Below are 20,578 nucleotides of genomic sequence, written 5' to 3'. Positions count from 1 at the left end.
ATTTTTTATTATACTTAAAAAAAATAAAATTTACAGATTTCATATTATTGAAAAAGATAATATCAATGAGATTTAAAAGATATTTTCACGTTTATTAAATATATGATATATTTCGATTTTAAAAAAAATACAATATATAAATGTAATTTTTTATTATTTTTTTTTTATGATAATATACTTAAATTTAAATAATTTTTACAGGTTTTTTAAGGTATGTTTAAAAAAATTCGAAGTTTTTTTACTCAGGATTTATCTATAGATTTAGGTACGGCAAATACTTTGATTTATATAAAAGAAAAAGGAATTGTTTTAAATGAACCTTCTGTTGTAGCTATTAAGAAAAATAAAATAAATTTAAAGACGAATATAGTTGCAATAGGATATGAAGCAAAAAGAATGTTAGGACGAACTCCAAATAATATTTATGCAATTCGTCCTATGAAAGATGGAGTTATAGCTGATTTTGATATTACTGAAAAGATGCTGCAATTTTTCATTAGAAAGGTACATAAGAAGTGTTTTTTATGTCCTCGTCCCAGAATATTAGTTTGTGTTCCAATAGGAGCAACACAAGTTGAAAAGCGTGCGATTAGAGAGTCTGTTTTACATGCAAGTAATGTGCGTGAAGTTTTATTAATTTCAGAACCAATGGCAGCAGCAATAGGAGTGGGATTACCGATTTATAAAGCTAAAGGTTCTATGATTGTTGATATTGGTGGAGGTACTACAGAAGTCGCTGTTATTTCTTTGAATGGAATAGTATATTCTTCTTCTACTCGTATTGGTGGAGATAAATTTAATGAAAGTATTATAAATTATGTTCGTCGTCAATATGGTATATTGATAGGTGAAACAACTGCTGAAAAGATTAAACATAAGATAGGTTGTGCTATTAAAATTAATGATCAGATAAAAAAAATGGAAATTAGAGGTCGAAATGTATCTGAAGGTATACCTCGAAGTTTAATTTTAAATTCTACTGAAGTGATAGAAGCATTAAAAGATCCAATTATGAATTTAATTAATTTAGTAAAATGTGTTTTAGAAAAATGTCCTCCAGAGTTAGCTTCTGATGTTTCACAAAAAGGAATAGTTTTAACAGGAGGTAGTTCTTTATTAAGAAATTTCGATCATTTATTTATGAATGAATTGAAAATGCCTGTAATTGTTGATGTAAATCCTTTAACTTCTGTAGTTCGTGGAGGAGGAAAAGCATTACAAATGTTTAGTGAAAAAAATAGTGATTTCTTCATTTTTTAAAAATTTTTTTTCGCAATTTAATTAATATTTTATAAAATAAAAGTTATTAATACAGGTATAGAAATGAAAAAAAAAATATCATCTATTAATATTAATAATATTCGTAGAGAGTATATTCGTGGAGAATTAAGAAGAAATAATTTAACTCAAGATCCATTGAAAATATTTCATCGTTGGTTAATAGATGCTTATAAATCGTCTATACCTGATCCAAGTGCAATGTGTGTATCTACTGTTGATCATTTTGGTCAACCTTATCAAAGAATAGTTTTGTTAAAATATTTTGATAAGAATGGGCTTATATTTTATACAAATTTTAGTAGTCGTAAAGCTAGACATATTTCTTTAAATAATAAAGTTAGTGCTTTGTTTCCATGGAACATTTTAGATCGTCAGGTTTTATTTATCGGAAATGCAGAAAAAATTCCTTTTTTAAAAGTAAAAAAATATTTTTATAGTAGACCTAAAAATAATCAAATTTCAACTTTAATTTCAAAACAATCAAGTATTATTTCTAATCGTTCTCAACTAGAAAAATTATTTCTAAAATATAAAAAAAAATATAAAAATAAAAAAATTCCATATCCTTATTATTGGGGAGGATATAGAATTAAATTTAATTTTGTAGAATTTTGGCAGGGTAGAACAAAACGTCTTCATGATCGTTTTTTGTATAAAAAAAAAAATAAAAGTTGGATAATATATAGATTAGCACCGTAAAATATTATAAACTAATATTAATTTTAAAATTAGTTTTTCTATTTTTTAAATATTTCAAAAGGATATTTATGTTTTCTCGTGATGTGATTAAACGATTAGAAGAAAGAAATTTAATTAGTAAATGGACAAATAAAAAAGAATTAATGTTAAGATTTAAAAAAAGAATTGCTTTTTATTGTGGTTTTGATCCAACTTCTGATAGTTTACATGTTGGACATTTGATTCCTTTATTTTTTTTAAAAAGTTTACAAGAAATAGGCCATAAACCAATTATTGTTTTAGGTGGGGCTACTGGTTTAATTGGAGATCCTAGTTTTAGATTGAGTAAGCGAAAAATACAAAAAATAGATCAATTATTTTACAATATAAAAAAAATAAGTGAACAAATCTATTTTTTTTTAAATTTAAATTCTTCAAATAGTAAAGTAAAAATATTAAATAATTATGATTGGTTTAAAGAAATTAATATTTTATATTTTTTATGTAAAATAGGAAAATTTTTTTCTATAAATCAAATGATTAATAAAGAATCTATTAAAAAACGTTTTGATCAAAAAAAAGATGGAATTAATTATTCCGAATTTTCATATCATTTAATGCAATCTTATGATTTTTCCTATCTTTATAAAACTTATAATGTGGAGCTTCAAATAGGTGGATCAGATCAATGGGGTAATATTATTTCTGGTATTCATTTAACTCATTGTTTATATAAAAAAAAAGTATATGGTATTACACTGCCATTAATGGTTAATTTAAATGGTGATAAAATAGGAAAAACAGAAAAAAAAACTATATGGTTAAATTCTGATAAAACGAGTGTATATGATTTTTATCAATTTTGGATAAATCTTAATGACATAGATGTATATTCTTATCTTAAATATTTTACTAAAATATCTTTAGATGAGATAAATTATTTAAAGGATTTTTGTATTCAAAATCCAAAATCTAAAAAAGCACAATATTTATTGGCAGAACATATGACATCTTTTGTTCATGGAGAGAATGAATTATCTAAAGCAAAAAGAATGAGTAAAAAATTGTTTTCTAAAAAATTAGACAAATTAGAAATTTTAGATTTTTTACAGTTAATTAATGATGGAATAAAAAAAATTAATTTAAATATTGGTGCATCTTTAGTTGATTCTTTATTAAAATCAAAAATTGCAGATTCTAAAAGTTTTGCAAAAAAATTGATTATTTCGAATTCGATTTTAATTAATGGGAAGTTAGTTACATCTCCCGAATATATTTTTCAAAATCAGGATATATTATATAAACATTACACATTAATTAAAAAAGGAAAAAAAGTTTTTTTTTTAATATACTGGAAGTAATAATATTTACTTCTTAATTTGTTTATTTATTTTTAAAAGTGATTATATAATAATCACTTGACTTTATTTGTAAAATTAAGTAAAATGTAAAATTTACATAGTTCTTTTAAAAAAATTATATTAAGTTTGCGTGGATACTCATTCTATTTATTAAATAACATTAATTTTTTTAATCTTTATAAAAGATTAGTTTTTTTAAATTAATTTATTATTGAAGATTGTGTTTTAATATAATTGAAGAGTTTGATCATGGCTCAGATTGAACGCTGGCGGCAGGCCTAACACATGCAAGTCGTGCGGCAACAGAAAAAACTTATGTTTTTTGCTGGCGAGCGGCGGACGGGTGAGTAATGTATGGGGATCTGCCCAGAGGAGGGGGATAACTATTGGAAACGATAGCTAATACCGCATAAATTCTCTTTTGAGCAAAGCATGGGATAAGTTTTTATTAAAACTTACCATGTGCCTTTGGATGAACTCATATGAGATTAGCTAGTAGGTGAGGTAAAGGCTACACCTAGGCTACGATCTCTAGCTGGTCTGAGAGGATGACCAGCCACACTGGGACTGAGACACGGCCCAGACTCCTACGGGAGGCAGCAGTGGGGAATATTGCACAATGGGCGAAAGCCTGATGCAGCCATGCCGCGTGTATGAAGAAGGCCTTCGGGTTGTAAAGTACTTTCAGTCGGGAGGAAGGTAATAGAGGCAAATAGCTTTTTTTATTTGACGTTACCGACAGAAGAAGCACCGGCTAACTCCGTGCCAGCAGCCGCGGTAATACGGAGGGTGCGAGTGTTAATCGGAATTACTGGGCGTAAAGGGCACGCAGGCGGTTAATTAAGTTGGATGTGAAATCCCTTGGCTCAACCTAGGAACTGCATTCAAAACTGAATAACTAGAGTCTCGTAGAGGGGGGTAGAATTCCATGTGTAGCGGTGAAATGCGTAGAGATATGGAGGAATACCAGTGGCGAAGGCGGCCCCCTGGGCGAAGACTGACGCTCATGTGCGAAAGCATGGGGAGCAAACAGGATTAGATACCCTGGTAGTCCATGCCGTAAACAATGTCAATTTGGAGGTTGTAGTCTTAGAACTGTAGCTTCCGTAGCTAACGCGTTAAATTGACCGCCTGGGGAGTACGACCGCAAGGTTAAAACTCAAATGAATTGACGGGGGCCCGCACAAGCGGTGGAGCATGTGGTTTAATTCGATGCAACGCGAAGAACCTTACCTACTCTTGACATCCATAGAAGTTTATTGAGAAATAAACGTGCCTTAGGGAACTATGAGACAGGTGCTGCATGGCTGTCGTCAGCTCGTGTTGTGAAATGTTGGGTTAAGTCCCGCAACGAGCGCAACCCTTTTCCTTTGTTGCCAGCGAGTAAGTCGGGAACTCAAAGGATACTGCCGGTGATAAACCGGAGGAAGGTGGGGATGACGTCAAGTCATCATGGCCCTTACGAGTAGGGCTACACACGTGCTACAATGGCGTATACAAAGAGAGGCAAGCCAGTAATGGGAAGCGGAACTCAAAAAGTACGTCTAAGTTCGGATTGGAGTCTGCAACTCGACTCTATGAAGTCGGAATCGCTAGTAATCGTGGATCAGAATGCCGCGGTGAATACGTTCTCGGGCCTTGTACACACCGCCCGTCACACCATGGGAGTGAGTTGCAAAAGAAGTGAGTAGCTTAACTATTTAAACGTAGGTGGCGCTTACCACTTTGTGGTTCATGACTGGGGTGAAGTCGTAACAAGGTAACCGTAGGGGAACCTGCGGTTGGATCACCTCCTTACTATTAAGTAAATATAGTAGATGGGTATTCATGCAAACTAAATAATGTAACTTATTAGGCTTGTAGCTCAGTTGGTTAGAGCGCACCCCTGATAAGGGTGAGGTCGGTGGTTCAAGTCCACTCAGGCCTATAAAAACACCTATTTATTTATATAAATATATAAAGGGGCTATAGCTCAGCTGGTAGAGCGCCTGCTTTGCACGCAGGAGGTCAGCGGTTCAATCCCGCTTAGCTCCATAGCTGAGTATTTATTTTTTTCGTTCTTTTAAAATATAATTTGAGAATACTTTTTTTAAAAAAAAAGTATAAAAAAATGTCTTTGGGTTGTTAGGTTAAGCGAACAAAGCGTACACGGTGGATGCCTTGGCAGTCAGAGGCGAAGAAGGACGTGCTAATCTGCGAAAAGCGTCAGTAAGTTGATAAGAAGCGTAATAACTGATGATATCCGAATGGGGTAACCCAATGCTTTTGCATTATCATTTAATGAATACATAGTTAAATGAGGCGAACCAGGAGAACTGAAACATCTTAGTAACCTGAGGAAAAGAAATCAATTGAGATTCCCTTAGTAGTGGCGAGCGAATAGGGAAAAGCCCAGAGTGATATATAAGGATTATCAATGTTAGGAGAATATTTTGGAAAATATAGCTATAAAGGGTAATAGCCCCGTATCTGAAAACATTCTAGTTCTTATACTCGAAGAGTAAGATGGGACACGTGTAATCCTGTCTGAATATAGGGGGACCATCCTCTAAGGCTAAATACTACTGACTGACCGATAGTGAAATAGTACCGTGAGGGAAAGGTGAAAAGAACCCCGGTTAGGGGAGTGAAATAGAACCTGAAACCGTGTATGTACAAGCAGTAGAAGCCTATAATAGGGCAACTGCGTACCTTTTGTATAATGGGTCAGCGACTTATATTTTGTAGCGAGGTTAACCAAATATATAGGGGAGCCATAGGGAAACCGAGTCTTAATTGGGCGAATAGTTGCAAGATATAGACCCGAAACCCGGTGATCTAACCATGAGCAGGTTGAAGATTGGATAAAACTAATTGGAGGACCGAACTGACTAATGTTGAAAAATTAGCGGATGACTTGTGGTTAGGGGTGAAAGGCCAATCAAACCGGGAGATAGCTGGTTCTCCCCGAAAGCTATTTAGGTAGCGCCTTATGAATTGATTATTGGGGGTAGAGCACTGTTTCGGCTAAGGGGTCATCCTGACTTACTAAACCGATGCAAACTACGAATACCAAATAATTTTATCATGGGAGACACACGGCGGGTGCTAACATCCGTCGTGAAGAGGGAAACAACCCAGATCGCCAGCTAAGGTCCCAAAATCATAATTAAGTGGGAAATGAAGTGGAAAGGCATAGACAGCCAGGATGTTGGCTTAGAAGCAGCCATCATTTAAAGATAGCGTAATAGCTCACTGGTCGAGTCGGTCTGCACAAAAGATGTAACGGGGCTAAAATTATGTACCGAAGCTGCGACAGCAATTTTTTTGCTGGGTAGGGGAGCGTTCTGTAAGCTGTTGAAGATAAATTGAGAAATTTATTGGAGGTATCAGAAGTGCGAATGCTGACATAAGTAACGATAAAGTAGGTGAAAAACCTACTCGCCGAAAAACTAAGGTTTCCTGTCCAACGTTAATCGGGGCAGGGTGAGTCGACCCCTAAGGTGAGGCTGAAAAGCGTAATCGATGGGAAACAGGTTAATATTCCTGTACTAATAACTATTGCGAAGGGGGGACGAAGAAGGCTAGACTATCCGAGTGTTGGATATCTCGGTTTAAGCGTGTAGATGAACAATATAGGAAAATCCGTATTGTTGTAAACATCAAGGCGTGATGAGTAGTCATTTATTTGACAAACTAGTTAATGCCAAGCTTCCAAGAAAAGCCTCTAAGCTTCAGATATTTATTAATCGTACTACAAACCGACACAGGTGGTTAAGTAGAGAATACTAAGGCGCTTGAGAGAACTCGGGTGAAGGAACTAGGCAAAATAGTGCCGTAACTTCGGGAGAAGGCATGCTGACATGTAAGTGAATAACTTTACGTTTGTAGCTGAAGTCAGTCGCAGATACTAGCTAGCTGCAACTGTTTATTAAAAACACAGCACTGTGCAAACACGAAAGTGGAAGTATACGGTGTGACGCCTGCCCGGTGCTGGAAGGTTAATTGATAGGGTGATTTTTATTAGTTTTTAAAATAATGAATAAGCTCTTGATCGAAGCCCCAGTAAACGGCGGCCGTAACTATAACGGTCCTAAGGTAGCGAAATTCCTTGTCGGGTAAGTTCCGACCTGCACGAATGGCGTAATGATGGCTAGACTGTCTCCACCCGAGACTCAGTGAAATTGAATTTGCTGTGAAGATGCAGTGTACCCGCGGCAAGACGGAAAGACCCCGTGAACCTTTACTATAGCTTGACACTGAATGATAAATATTGATGTGTAGGATAGGTGGGAGACAATGAAATATGTACGCTAGTATGTATGGAGTCGACCTTGAAATACCACCCTTTTGTATTTGTTATTCTAACTTGGATCCGTAATCCGGATTAAGGACAGTGTCTGGTGGGTAGTTTGACTGGGGCGGTCTCCTCCTAAAGAGTAACGGAGGAGCACTAAGGTTAGCTAATCACGGTCGGATATCGTGAGGTTAGTGTAAAGGCATAAGCTAGCTTAACTGCGAGCGTGACAACGCGAGCAGATACGAAAGTAGGTCTTAGTGATCCGGTGGTTCTGAATGGAAAGGCCATCGCTCAACGAATAAAAGGTACTCCGGGGATAACAGGCTAATACCGCCCAAGAGTTCATATCGACGGCGGTGTTTGGCACCTCGATGTCGGCTCATCACATCCTGGGGCTGAAGCAGGTCCCAAGGGTATGGCTGTTCGCCATTTAAAGTGGTACGCGAGCTGGGTTTAGAACGTCGTGAGACAGTTCGGTCCCTATCTGTCGTGGGCGTAGGAAGATTGAGAGGAGCTGCTCCTAGTACGAGAGGACCGGAGTGGACACACCTCTGGTGTTCAGGTTGTCATGCCAATGGCATTGCCTGGTAGCTACGTGTGGAAAAGATAACTGCTGAAAGCATATAAGTAGGAAACTTACCTCAAGATTAGTCTTCCCTGATTTTTAAAAAATCCTAAAGGATTGTTCAAGACTAGAACTTAGATAGGCTGGATGTGTAAGCATAGTGATATGTTCAGCTAACCAGTACTAATAATCCGTGAGGCTTAACCTGACAACACCAAAGACATTTTTTAAAAAAATATTATTTTGTCTAGCAGTAATAGCGCGGTAGTACCACCTGAATTATTTATTTAAATAAGATTCCATACCGAACTCAGAAGTGAAATGCCGTAGTGCCAATGGTAGTGTGAGGATTCCTCATGTGAGAGTAGGGAACTGCTAGACTTCTTATCTTATGTATAAAGATAATTTGATTGATATAATTAATGAAATTTGTATGGTAAATAATCAAAATAATTATATAGTAGGTGTAACAGGCGGTATAGGTTCTGGAAAAAGTCTCATTACTAATCTTTTTATTTCAAAAGGAGTACTAGTAATTGATGCTGATATTATTTCTAAAAATATATTAACTAATAATAATTTAATTTTAAAAATTATTAAAAATCATTTTTCTTCGAAAATCTTAAATAAAGATGGTTTATTAAACCGTAAATATTTAAGAAAGATTATTTTTTGTCATAAAAAAGAAAAAGAATGGTTAAATTCTTTATTACATCCAATTATTTTTAAAGAAATAAAAAAAAAAATTAAAACACATAAAGAATATCCTTATATTATTTGTGTTATGCCTCTTCTTTTTGAAAATCAAAGAGAAAAACTATTTAATAGAATATTAGTTATAGATAGTATTGAAAAAGAACAAATTAATAGAGTCATTAAACGAGACAACACATCTTCAAAAGATGTAAAAAAAATAATTTATAGTCAAATTTCTAGAATTGAACGATTAAATAAAGCTAATGATGTCATTGAAAATTTTGATAATAAACCTTTTCCTTATAAAGAAGTAGATTATTTGCATGAAAAGTATATTTTTTATTCTAAAAAAGTTATTTAAATTATTTAAAAATTATCTTTTTTCGTTCCTTTCCATCTTAGAAAAGATTTGTTGTTTAAATTATCTATTCCAAATAGATCTATAATTCTGTATATAGTGTACATAATAATATCTTCTATTTTTTTTGGTTTATGATAGAAATGAGGTATAGGAGGTGCAACAATAGCACCCATTTTTATTACTTTTGACATTAAATCAATATGTCCTATATGTATAGGTGATTCTCTAACGCAAAGTATTAGTTTTCTATTTTCTTTTAGAATAACATCAGCAGCTCGAATAATTAATGTATTACTATAGCTATTAGCTATACTAGAAAGTGTTTTAATTGAACATGGTAAAACAATCATTCCAGAAGTAATAAATGAACCAGAAGCAATGCTTGCAGAAGTATCTCTATAGTCATAAAATACATTTGCTATAGATTTTAAATATTTGATTGTATATTTTGTTTCTAGAGATAGAATTTGTCTTGCGGAATAACTTATAATTAAATGGGTTTCAATATTTGGAAGTAAATTTAAGTATTCTAAAAGTTTAATACTATAAATAATACCACTTGCTCCAGTTATTCCAATAATAATTTTTTTTTTCATTTTAATTTTTTATTTTTAATTAAGTAATATATTTTCCATTAAATATAGAAGATTCAAAATTTTCTATTTTCTTGTTTTTTTTTTTAAGTGCTTTTATTAATTCTTTAAGATCTTGAAATATTAATTTATCTGCTCCAATAATATTTTTTATTTCTTTTAATTTTCTATTATATGAAATTAGTTTTTTTGAAGATGGAATATTTATTCCATAAATATTAGCAAATTTTGCTTGTGGTGCAGCAGAAGCAAAAAAAATTTTTTTAGCTCCTGCAGTTTTTGCTAGAAAAATTACTTTTTTTGCAGTATCTCCTCTGATGATAGAATCGTCAATGAGTAATATATTTTTATTTTTAAAATATATTTTATTGACTATAAATTTAGTAGATAAAGTTTTATTTCTTTGATTTTTTTCATTTATTATGAATGACCTACCAGAATAGTTATTTTTTATAAAACCTTGTCGATATGGAATATTTAAAATTCTGGAAATTTCTAATGCGGTATTATAAGAAGTATCTGGTATTGGAATTACTACATCAATTTTTGTATTTTTCCATGTTTTTTTAATCTTTTTTGCTAAAATTTTGCCCATTTCTAATCTAGCTTCGCTAACAGAAATATTATCTATGTAAGAATCTGGCCTTGCAAAATATATGAATTCAAAAAGACAAGGAATCAATTTTGTATTTTTAATACATTTATGATTGTAAAATTTTCCATTTTTTTCAAGACAAATTACTTCTCCTGGATTAACATCTCGAATCTCTTGGAATCCAAGAGATTCTAATGTAATGCTTTCAGAAGCTATCATATATTCTTTTTTTTTAATTTTTTTTATATATTTTGTTCCTATAACCAAAGGTCTAATACCGTTTGGATCTCTAAATGCAATTAAACCATATCCTATAATTAGCAAAATACAAGAATATGCACCTTTTACTTCTTTAAATATTAAATTGAATATATTGAAAATGTTTTTAGCACAAAGATTGTTATAATTATATTTTGAAAATTGATATGCAATTATATTGAGTAATATTTCAGAATCAGAATAACTATTAATATGGTGATGTGCTATAGATATTTTGTTTTTTAATTCATTTTTATTAGTTATATTTCCATTATGTACTAAGCATAATCCATATGGATAGTTAACATAGAATGGTTGTGCTTCGTTTATTGAATTAAATTTTCTATTTGAATATCTAACATGTCCTATACCTATATTACCTTTTAGTTTATTTAATATATTTCGTTTATTAAAGATATTTTTTACTAATCCTTTTTTTTTTATTAATGTTAATTTAGTTTTATGAATAGTTGCAATTCCAGATGCATCTTGTCCTCTGTGTTGTAAAGTTAATAATCCATTATAAATCATTTGGCTGACAGATTTAAAAGAATAGATTCCTATAATTCCACACATTTATTTTTTTCCATAAATGATTATTGAAAATTTATAATAAAAAATATATTTTTTCTTTAAAATGAAATATAAATAATTTTATTAATTTATTAAAATGAGGTATAAATTCAGATTGTTTCCAATACTCATTTAATGATAATGATGTAAAATGATCAAGAACAAAAATTATTGCACTTATAATAACTATACCCTTAAACATCCCAAAACATAATCCTAAAACTCTGTCTGTACTAGATAATCCAGTGTATTTAATTAATGATATGAATATGGACATAAAGATAGAGCCTATTATTAATGTGGCAATAAAAATAATTGCAATTGAAATAATATTTTTTAACAAAATATTTTCAAAATATGTAATATATGTTGTTAAATAAGAATAAAATTTATTAGATATAATAAATGAAGAACACCATATTGCTAAAGAAAAAAATTCTTTTATAAATCCATTGATGACTCCCATTAAAGAAGAAAATGTAATTATAATAATAATAATATAATCAATCCAAACCATAATTTTTACCCTGAAATCAAAAATACTTGTTTTTAAAATATTTTTAGTGAGATATTTTATTTTTTTTTAAAAATTTAAAAAATATTTAAAAAGTTTAATTATACTATTTTTTAGTTATTTATATATTTTATATTAAATAATTAATATTATATATATGTACTAATACAATTTTTAATTTTTTAAAAAAAATTAAAAGAAGAAAAAAAAATGTATATTAAAATAAAAAAAAATAAATTCATAATAATTTTAATAATTTTAGTAATCATTTAAAGTAATTCTTTTTTTTAATATTTTCATTATATGTGAAACAGTATAAAATGATCCACATACTATGATAATATCATTTTTTTCAACATTTTTTTTTATTTTTATCCATGCATCTTTGACCGAATTAAAAGTATAATATAAAGAATTTTTAATATATTTTATTATCATAGAATAATCTGCTCCTCGTTCTTCTTGTAGTGAAGCTACATACCATACATTAACTTGTTTTAATAGAGGTTTGATAATATTTTTTATATCTTTATCTTTTAAAATACCTATTAAAAGATGTACTTTTGAATTCTTTTTTTTAAATAATTTAGAGATTTTTTGAGATAATAAATATGCTGCGTGTGGATTATGAGCAACATCTAGTATGATCGATGGATTTTTAGAAATTATTTGAAATCGTCCTGGTAATTTAGCATGATTTAATCCATAGGTGATTGATGTATATGAAATTTTTTTGTATTTATTGTTAATTTGCATAAGACAATAAATTGCTGCCAGTCCAGTAGCAATATTTTTTATAGGAATATGCTTTGAATAAGGTAATTTTTTTAAAATAAATTTTTTATATTTCCATTCCCAATATGTTTGAAATTTTTTTATATTCCAATGGGTTTTATAGAAAAAAGGTTTTGTATTAATTTTTTTTGAAAAATTTTTTATATATTTTGAATATTTTGAATCACCAAAAATAGCATATTTATCAGAACGAAAAATCCCACATTTTTCTTTTCCTATTTTTTTAATTGTATTTCCTAGCCATTCTTGATGATCAAAATCAATATTAGTGATTATTGAAATATCAGCATCAATGATATTTGTTGCATCTAATCTTCCTCCTAATCCAACTTCTAGGATAGCAAGTTCTACTTTATATTTTTTAAATAATTCTAATGCGGCAAGAGTACTATATTCAAAATATGTAAGAGGGATATTATTTCTATTAGATTCTATTTTGTTAAATACTGTACAAAAATCTTTTTGATTTAACGTTTTTCCTTCAATTCTTACTCTTTCTGTATAAGAAAGTATATGTGGTGAGCTATATACACCAACTTTAATTTTAGAATGTAATAGAATAGATTCTATTAAATGACATGTTGTACCTTTTCCATTGGTTCCAGAAACAATAATAACATTTTTTGCAGGTTTTAAGACGTTTAATTTTTTTGCTACTTTTTTAATACGATCTAATCCAAGATCTATAGATTTATGATGTTGATGACTACAGTAACGTAGCCAATATTTGAGTGAAGAATTGATTTTTGGTGTTTTTATTAATTTTAGTTTAATCATTATATTTTTTTATGTGTTAATATTGCCAATATTTCTGCGATTTTATTCCTCATTTCTGTTCTTTTTACAATCATATCTATTACTCCTTTTTCAATTAAAAATTCACTACGTTGAAATCCTTTTGGTAACTTTTCATGAATAGTTTGTTCAATAATTCTTGGCCCAGCAAATCCGATTAATGCTTTCGGTTCAGCTATATTAATGTCTCCTAACATTGCTAAACTTGCAGATACACCACCCATTGTTGGATTAGTCAGTATTGAAATGTATGGTAGTCCTTTTTTTTGTATTTTAGCTAAAGCAGCACTTGTTTTAGCCATTTGCATTAAAGATAGGAAAGATTCTTGTACTCTTGCACCACCACTAGCAGAAAAGCATACTAATGGACATTTTTTTTTTAATGCTTGATTCACAGCATATACGAATCGAGTTCCTACAACAGAAGACATTGAACCAGCCATAAAATCAAATTCAAATGCTGCTGCAACTATTTTCATTCCTTTTAATTTACCTTCCATAACAATTAATGCATCTTTTTCATTTGTATTTTTTTGTGCATCTAATATACGATCTGTATATTTTTTAATATCTTTAAATTTTAATATATCTTTTGGTTCTAATTCGATTCCAATTTCTTTAATTTTTGATTTTGAATCAAGAAAGGAAGTTAGACGTTTTCTCGCTGATATGTACATATGATAATCACATTTATTACAAACTTCCAAATTATTTTCTAATTCATTTTTATATAAAATTTGTTTACAAGATGTACATCTTGTCCAGATTCCTTGTGGAATATTAGAGATGTTGTTTTTTTTAATAATTTTTTTCCTAATTTTTTTTTCAATCCAATTCATTTATTAACCTATTAATATAGAATTATTAGTATATTTGTATTTTTTAAAATAATTTTTTTAAGTATGATTTTAAGTTAAGAAAATATTTTCTATTTTTTCTATTGGAATTTTGTATTCGATTGGATAGTTAATAGAAACTAAATATAAACCTTTAGCTTTTGCGGTTTCTATAGAAAAAAATTTATTTTTAAGTGATAGTATTTTTTTAATCCAATAAATATCCTTTTTCCCTGAACCAATTTGTATTAATGTTCCGACAATATTACGAACCATATGATAAAGAAAAGAATTTGCTATTATATCTATAATAATATAATAACCATGACGGTATATATTAATTTCTTTGACATTTCGAAATGGTGTTTTTGATTGACAGGAATTGGATCTAAATGGTGTAAAATCGTGTTCTCCTATCAAAAATTGTGCAGCAGTGTGCATTTTTTTAAAATCTAATTTAAATTTGTAATGTGTTACATAATTTGATAAAATTGCTGGCCTGCATTGATGATTCAAAATAATATAACGATATTTTCTTGATATTGCACTAAATCTAGCATGAAAAGAAGAATCAACTGTTTTTTGCCAACATATAACTATATCATTAGGTAAAAAACTATTTATACCGTTGATCCAAGTTGATTGCTTATATATTTTTTTTGTTTCAAAATGAACAACTTGTCTAATTGCATGTACGCCTTTGTCTGTTCTTCCAGCACAATAAACTTGAATATGTTCATTTGTAATTTGATGTATTGCAGATTCAATAGTACTTTGTATAGTTTTTAGTTTTTTTTGACGTTGCCAACCATAATAATTACTACCATCATATTCTATACCTAATGCAATTTTATTATAATTATTATTTAGTTTATTTAAACTAAAATTATTATTTTTATTATTCATGAATATTAAATATTTAAAATAAATATAAATTAGTTTTTTTTAATTTTTTTTAAAAAAAACATTTTTATTTAAATTAAAGTTTAGATCTTAATTTAGATAAAAATGTTAGAGAACGGTAAATTTCAATTCGATCTCCTTCAAAAATTATATCATTTAGTTTTACAATTTTTCCGTATATTCCAATTTTATTTTTATTTAATTTTATTTCTTTCCTTATTTTTAAAATTTTTGATTTTATTATAGCTGTTTTTACTGTGCTGTTTTTTGGTAATATAGTTTGAATTATAAATTGTTTTTTTGGTAAAGCATACACTACTTCAATTTTAATCATAAAAAAATAATAATATTACAAAAATTAAAAAAAATTATTTATTAAATTTAATTCTATATTCTACTAAATCTTGAATTGTAATTACTGGCATATTATATTGATTTGCAAACGATAATACTTCAGACATTCGTGCCATTGTTCCATCATCATTTATTAATTCACATAATACTCCATTAGGTTGAAATCCAGCTAAAGTTACTAAATCAATAGCAGCTTCTGTATGTCCTCTTCTTTGAAGTACTCCACCTTCTACTGCTCTTAGTGGAAAAACATGACCTGGTCTTTTTAAATCAGTAGGTTTAACATTATGAGCAATTGCTTTTTTAATTGTAGTTAATCTATCTTTTGAAGAGACTCCAGTAGTCACACCTTCAGCTGCTTCTATTGTAACAGTAAATGCTGTTTGAAAATTACTAGAATTATTTTTAACCATCATAGGTAATTTCAATTTTTTTCTGTGTTTTTCTGTAATACAAAGACAAACGATTCCACTTCCATATCTTATAGTGAAAGTCATTTGTTCTACAGTCATTGTTTCTGCTGCAAAAATCATATCTCCTTCATTTTCACGATTCTTATCATCTAATACCATAATACCTTTCCCATTTTTTAAAGCATTAATAGCATTTTCTATTCTTTCTATTGTACTACCATATAAATTAATTGCTTTATGATTCATAAAGTCCTCTATTTTTCATTATAAATAACATTATTTTTATTATAGAATTTTTTGTTAAAAATGAGAAATTACACTTTTTTTTAAAAAAGTAGTATATATTTTTATATATTATTTTTTTAATATTCATTTATATTTTTTTATTAGGAATAAAATTTTAACATGTTAGCTATTATTCGATTATTAATATTAATAATATTTATTATATTTTTTCTTTTTTTTGGTATAATATACTGTTTATTAAATTTTAAAAATGTTTCTAACGTTATGTATATATCTCGTGTTTTAGGTTTATTATCTTATTTATTTGGAATTAAAATTATTAAAATAATTCCTAAAGAAATAAAAGATTATGGACCTAGTATTTATATTAGCAATCATCAAAATAATTATGATTTAATCACATTACCAAATGTAATACAAAAAAAAACTGTGACTATAGGAAAAAAAAATTTGTTATATATTCCATTTTTTGGAATTCTTTATTGGTTATCTGGAAATATATTTATTGATAGAAAAAATCATAGAAGATCGTATAATACAATTATATATATTTTAAATAAAATTAAGAAAAAAAATATATCTGTTTTATTTTTTCCTGAGGGTACTCGGAATAAAGGAAAAAATTTGAAGCCTTTCAAATCAGGCGCTTTTTATCTTTCTATTATTGGAAAAATTCCTATTGTTCCTATATGTGTATCAAAAACTCAAAATCGTATAAAGTGGAATCGTTGGGATAATGGAATAGTTATTATAAAAATATTACCTAAAATTAATGTTAATTTAGATAAAAAAAATAGTAAAAATATTAGTTACTTATCTAATTATTGTTTTAATAAGATGAAATCTACTATTAATAAACTAGATAAAAAGGTTACATATATAGAAAATAAAAAAAATAAATTTTAAAGTAAAGAAATAACAATAAATGAATCAGATGAATATTAGTTTAATTGCTGCGATGTCTTTAAATAGAGTTATTGGTTTAAATAATAAAATTCCTTGGTATTTACCTAATGATTTATTTTGGTTTAAAAAAAATACTTTAAACAAAATCATTGTGATGGGTCGTGTAACTTATGAGTCTATAGGACATCCTTTAAATAATCGAATTAATATTATATTAAGTAAAAGAATATTAAAAAAAAATATAATGAAAAACACAATTTTAGTTAATTCATTAGATTCTGTACTAAAAATAGCAAAGAATACTAATGAAGAAATCATGGTTATTGGTGGGAGCAAAATGTATGAATTATTTTTTCCTTATGCAAGGCGTTTATATTTAACATATGTTAAATTAAATATTTGTGGGGATAGATATTTTCCATTTTTTTTTTTAGAAAAATGGAAAACTATTTTTTTTAAGTATTATAAATTAGATAAAAAAAATATCTATGATCATTATTTTAAAATAATGGAACGAATTTAATAAGAAATTATTTTTTTTTATGTATATAGGATGGTTGATAGAAGAATTTTTTATCGCTCCATCTTAGTAATGTTAAATAATTTCCCCAACAACATCCAGTATCTAATGCATAAATTTTTTTAGGAACTTTTTTCCTATTTAAGTCAGACCAATGCCCAAATATAACAGAATATTCTTTTGGTATATTCATTTTAAAATTAAACCATGGTTTTAAAAGTGTTTCTTTGTTTTTAGGTATTTTTTTATAATTTATGTATAATTTATCGTTATTGTTTATAAAACAATATCTCATTTTTGTTAATGCATTTATCGTAAATTGTATTCGTTTTAAAAAAAATAATTTTGATGTTCTAAAGTCTATAGTAGAATTGATTTTATCAAATAAATTTATATATTTTTGATATTGTTTGTTTCTAATAATTTTTTCTGCTTCTTTTGCATATGTTATTAATAATTTTAGATTCCATTTAGGAGGTATCCCAGCATGTGTCATAATAATTTTATTTTTATGATCAATTTGTAAAATAGGTTTTCTTTTTAACCAATTAATGATTTCATGAATATCAGGTGCTTGTAATATTTCTTTTGTTTTTTTATTGAATTGTGAATTATCATTTTTTATATATAATTGAATAAGATTGATATCATGATTTCCTAAAACTATTTTAACATTTTTATCTATTTTTTTTAGATAACGTAGTACTTTTAAAGAATATGGTCCTCGATTTATTAAATCTCCTGTTATCCAAAGAGTATCTTTATTTTTTGAAAAATTCACTTTTTTAAGTAACATTTGGAGTTCATCATAACAACCATGAATATCTCCTATTAAATAAATAGACATAAAATTTTAATTTATTAGTGTTGGAATAGCTAATCTAAATACTGGAATATCTACATAAAAGTTTTTTCCTTTGTTATCAATCATAACATAATGTCCTTCCATTGTTCCTAATGGAGTTTCTATAATAGCTCCACTAGTGTATCTATATTCAGAACCTGCTTTAATTATAGGTTGTTCTCCAATTACACCCTCTCCATGAATTTCAGTTCTTTTTCCATCACTATTTGTTATCAACCAATAACGTTTAATTAATTGTACAGTATTTCGACCAAGATTTCTAATAGAAATTGTATAAGCAAAAACGAATCTTGCTTCTTCTGGAGAAGATTGATGTTCTATGTATATACTTTGTACTTGTATACAAATTTTAGGTTTATTTAGCATAATACCCCCAAAAATATTATTTTTTATTAGCATGTTTTAAGTGTAGTAGACATGCCAAATTGCAATAATCTTTTATTGAAAGATTTTCTGCACGAAAATATGAAGAGATTTTTAATTTTTTAAAATCTTTTTTAGAAAAAAAAATATTTAAACTATTAGATATTTTTTTTCTTCGTTGATTAAATGCAGTTTTTATTATTTTTTTAAATAATTGAATGTTATTTACTTGATAAGGATTATTTTTATAAGGAATAAAATGTGTTAATACTGAATCAACTTTAGGTGTTGGTTGAAAAGAAATAGGATTTACTTCTAAAATAGGAAGTATATTAAAAAAATATTGTGTAATAATACTAAGACTTCCATATGTTTTTGAATTTGGAACAGAAATTAAACGATTTACTACTTCTTTTTGTAACATAAATAGCATATCATTAATAATATCGATATGAGAAGATAAATGTAAAATTAAAGATGTAGAAATGTTATAAGGTAAGTTACCTAAGATTCTTATATTTTTATTTTTTTCATTGTAAAATTTTAAAAAATTAACAGTCATTACGTCTTTAGATACAAAAGTAACTTTTTTTCGAATTTTTTCATATTTTTTTTGTAAATATTTTATTAAATGATAATCAAATTCGATTGCATAAATATGATTCATATACCTTAATAATGGTAAGGTTAGTGCTCCTAATCCAGGTCCTATTTCTATTATATTTTGACATTTTTTAGGACGAAAGTATTTGATAATATGATCAATAATGTGTTGATCTATTAAAAAATGTTGTCCTAATTTCTTATTAGTTTTTATTTTTCTCATATTTAATTTAATTTTTAATCATTTTAATTGCTATATTTAAAGCATTAATTATACTTTTTGGATTTGCTTTATTTGTTCCTGCTATATCTAATGCAGTTCCATGATCTACAGAAGTACGAATAAAAGGTAGTCCTAATGTGATATTTACAAGATTATTAAAATTTTTATATTTTAATATTGGTAATCCTTGATCATGATACATAGTTAGTATAACATCTGCATAATCTAAATATTTTTTTTGAAATATAGTATCAGAAGAAAAAGGTCCATAAATTAATAGTCCATTTTTTTTCATTTCTTTTATTACTGGTATTATAACATTAATTTCTTCATCTCCAATGTATCCGTATTCTCCACAATGAGGGTTTAGAGAACAAACATAAATTTTAGGATTATTAATTTTAAAAAGTTTTTTTAATTCTTTGTGAAGGACAAAAATAACATTTTTAAGTTTTTCACGTGTAATAGATTTTGAAACTAATTTTATTGGTATATGTGTTGTAACCATTGCTACTTTAATGTTGTTATTAAACAACATCATAACTACTGTTTTGGAATTTGTTTGATTTGCTAAATATTCAGTATGTCCAGTAAAAAAAAATTTAGATTCATTTATAATTCCTTTATGTATTGGTCCTGTAACTAATGCTGAAAATATATTATTTTTGCATGCATTGCACGCGTATTGAAGTGTTTTAATAACGTATGTACTATTTTTTTTATTTAATACTCCTGGCGTAACAGGAGTATTTAAAGATACTGGTATTATATGTAAAGTTCCAGCTTTTTGATATTTTGTTTGTTGTGATTTTTGAGAATATTTTATTAATTCTAAATTTAGTTTAAGTTTTTTTGATCTTTGAATTAACAAATCATAATCAGCATAAGTAACTAATTTTACAGGCCAATCTTTTTGAACTAATTTAATTAAAATATCTACTCCTATTCCAGATGGTTCTCCTGGGTTAATGACAATAGTATGATTTTTATTTTTCATAGATT

At 27.9% G+C, this 20,578-nt stretch carries 17 protein-coding genes, 2 tRNA genes, 3 rRNA genes and 1 pseudogene; 11 read left to right on the top strand and 12 right to left on the bottom strand.

All coding sequences use genetic code 11. From position 1 onward, the window contains the following. Positions 1-213 precede the first annotated feature (213 nt). The 9 genes from RA161_02510 (at position 214) to coaE (ending at position 9,221) form a co-directional block, all read left to right on the top strand. Positions 214-1,260, top strand: a complete 1,047-nt coding sequence (locus RA161_02510; GenBank protein ID WMY97380.1) for a rod shape-determining protein — start codon at positions 214-216, stop codon at positions 1,258-1,260. 63 nt (positions 1,261-1,323) lie between these two features. Then, entirely contained in the window at positions 1,324-1,980 is a 657-nt protein-coding gene (gene pdxH / locus RA161_02505) for a pyridoxamine 5'-phosphate oxidase (protein ID WMY97379.1), read from the top strand. A 68-nt stretch (positions 1,981-2,048) separates the two neighbouring features. Next, positions 2,049-3,320 (top strand): tyrosine--tRNA ligase, encoded by a 1,272-nt coding sequence (gene tyrS, locus RA161_02500; GenBank protein WMY97378.1) that lies wholly within the window; start codon positions 2,049-2,051, stop codon positions 3,318-3,320. A gap of 231 nt (positions 3,321-3,551) precedes the next feature. After that, positions 3,552-5,117, top strand: a 16S ribosomal RNA gene (locus RA161_02495). Positions 5,118-5,173: 56 nt separating this feature from the next. Next, positions 5,174-5,247: transfer RNA gene (locus RA161_02490), tRNA-Ile, on the top strand. Positions 5,248-5,281: 34 nt separating this feature from the next. Further along, positions 5,282-5,354: transfer RNA gene (locus RA161_02485), tRNA-Ala, on the top strand. Between the two features lie 93 nt (positions 5,355-5,447). Then, positions 5,448-8,372 (top strand): 23S ribosomal RNA (locus tag RA161_02480). A gap of 38 nt (positions 8,373-8,410) precedes the next feature. Then, a 5S ribosomal RNA gene (gene rrf, locus RA161_02475) occupies positions 8,411-8,545 on the top strand. Together the 16S, 23S and 5S rRNA genes with 2 tRNA genes alongside form the textbook arrangement of a ribosomal RNA operon. A 10-nt stretch (positions 8,546-8,555) precedes the next feature. Then, on the top strand, positions 8,556-9,221 hold the full coding sequence (gene coaE / locus RA161_02470; protein WMY97377.1) for a dephospho-CoA kinase: 666 nt from the start codon (positions 8,556-8,558) through the stop codon (positions 9,219-9,221). Between the two features lie 5 nt (positions 9,222-9,226). Here coaE and RA161_02465 read toward each other — a convergent pair whose 3' ends face one another. From RA161_02465 to ribB, 8 genes and pseudogenes are all read right to left on the bottom strand, one after another. Continuing rightward, positions 9,227-9,817 carry a UbiX family flavin prenyltransferase gene (locus RA161_02465; GenBank protein ID WMY97376.1) on the bottom strand — a complete coding sequence of 197 codons (591 nt, stop codon included), beginning with the start codon at positions 9,815-9,817 and terminating at the stop codon, positions 9,227-9,229. 19 nt (positions 9,818-9,836) lie between these two features. Continuing rightward, entirely contained in the window at positions 9,837-11,243 is a 1,407-nt protein-coding gene (gene purF / locus RA161_02460) for an amidophosphoribosyltransferase (GenBank protein ID WMY97375.1), read from the bottom strand. Between the two features lie 31 nt (positions 11,244-11,274). Next, a complete protein-coding gene (locus RA161_02455; protein ID WMY97374.1) occupies positions 11,275-11,757 on the bottom strand; it encodes a CvpA family protein in 483 nt (160 codons plus the stop codon). A 255-nt stretch (positions 11,758-12,012) separates the two neighbouring features. Continuing rightward, positions 12,013-13,326 carry a bifunctional tetrahydrofolate synthase/dihydrofolate synthase gene (gene folC / locus RA161_02450; GenBank protein ID WMY97373.1) on the bottom strand — a complete coding sequence of 438 codons (1,314 nt, stop codon included), beginning with the start codon at positions 13,324-13,326 and terminating at the stop codon, positions 12,013-12,015. A 14-nt stretch (positions 13,327-13,340) separates the two neighbouring features. Then, positions 13,341-14,183: pseudogene (accD, locus tag RA161_02445) on the bottom strand (acetyl-CoA carboxylase, carboxyltransferase subunit beta). Between the two features lie 69 nt (positions 14,184-14,252). After that, a complete protein-coding gene (truA, locus tag RA161_02440) occupies positions 14,253-15,086 on the bottom strand; it encodes a tRNA pseudouridine(38-40) synthase TruA (GenBank protein ID WMY97372.1) in 834 nt (277 codons plus the stop codon). A gap of 73 nt (positions 15,087-15,159) precedes the next feature. After that, positions 15,160-15,417: an RnfH family protein gene (locus tag RA161_02435; protein ID WMY97371.1), complete on the bottom strand. Its 258-nt coding sequence runs from the start codon at positions 15,415-15,417 to the stop codon at positions 15,160-15,162. 34 nt (positions 15,418-15,451) lie between these two features. Beyond that, positions 15,452-16,096 carry a 3,4-dihydroxy-2-butanone-4-phosphate synthase gene (ribB, locus tag RA161_02430; protein ID WMY97370.1) on the bottom strand — a complete coding sequence of 215 codons (645 nt, stop codon included), beginning with the start codon at positions 16,094-16,096 and terminating at the stop codon, positions 15,452-15,454. A 159-nt stretch (positions 16,097-16,255) separates the two neighbouring features. On the opposite strand from ribB, the gene RA161_02425 reads away from it, so the two are divergent. Together RA161_02425 and folA are read left to right on the top strand one after the other, a co-directional pair. Further along, complete coding sequence (locus RA161_02425; GenBank protein ID WMY97369.1) at positions 16,256-17,002, top strand: 1-acylglycerol-3-phosphate O-acyltransferase; 747 nt, start codon at positions 16,256-16,258, stop codon at positions 17,000-17,002. A 19-nt stretch (positions 17,003-17,021) separates the two neighbouring features. Continuing rightward, positions 17,022-17,525: a type 3 dihydrofolate reductase gene (gene folA, locus RA161_02420; protein WMY97368.1), complete on the top strand. Its 504-nt coding sequence runs from the start codon at positions 17,022-17,024 to the stop codon at positions 17,523-17,525. 7 nt (positions 17,526-17,532) lie between these two features. Here the strand turns inward: folA and RA161_02415 are convergent, their stop codons facing one another. The 4 genes from RA161_02415 to pdxA are packed head-to-tail and all read right to left on the bottom strand — an operon-like array spanning position 17,533 to position 20,573. Then, positions 17,533-18,369 (bottom strand): symmetrical bis(5'-nucleosyl)-tetraphosphatase, encoded by an 837-nt coding sequence (locus tag RA161_02415; GenBank protein ID WMY97367.1) that lies wholly within the window; start codon positions 18,367-18,369, stop codon positions 17,533-17,535. A 6-nt stretch (positions 18,370-18,375) separates the two neighbouring features. Further along, positions 18,376-18,753, bottom strand: coding sequence for a Co2+/Mg2+ efflux protein ApaG (gene apaG, locus RA161_02410; GenBank protein WMY97366.1), 378 nt, complete (start codon positions 18,751-18,753; stop codon positions 18,376-18,378). A gap of 16 nt (positions 18,754-18,769) precedes the next feature. Then, positions 18,770-19,576 (bottom strand): 16S rRNA (adenine(1518)-N(6)/adenine(1519)-N(6))-dimethyltransferase RsmA, encoded by an 807-nt coding sequence (gene rsmA / locus RA161_02405; protein WMY97365.1) that lies wholly within the window; start codon positions 19,574-19,576, stop codon positions 18,770-18,772. Positions 19,577-19,583: 7 nt separating this feature from the next. Continuing rightward, positions 19,584-20,573, bottom strand: coding sequence for a 4-hydroxythreonine-4-phosphate dehydrogenase PdxA (gene pdxA / locus RA161_02400; protein ID WMY97364.1), 990 nt, complete (start codon positions 20,571-20,573; stop codon positions 19,584-19,586). Between the last annotated feature and the right edge of the window lie 5 nt (positions 20,574-20,578).

The organism is Arsenophonus sp., assembly GCA_031446085.1.
Lineage (GTDB): Bacteria > Pseudomonadota > Gammaproteobacteria > Enterobacterales > Enterobacteriaceae.
Note: the sequence above shows the minus strand (reverse complement) of the source record. Positions and strands in the feature narration are given on the sequence as shown.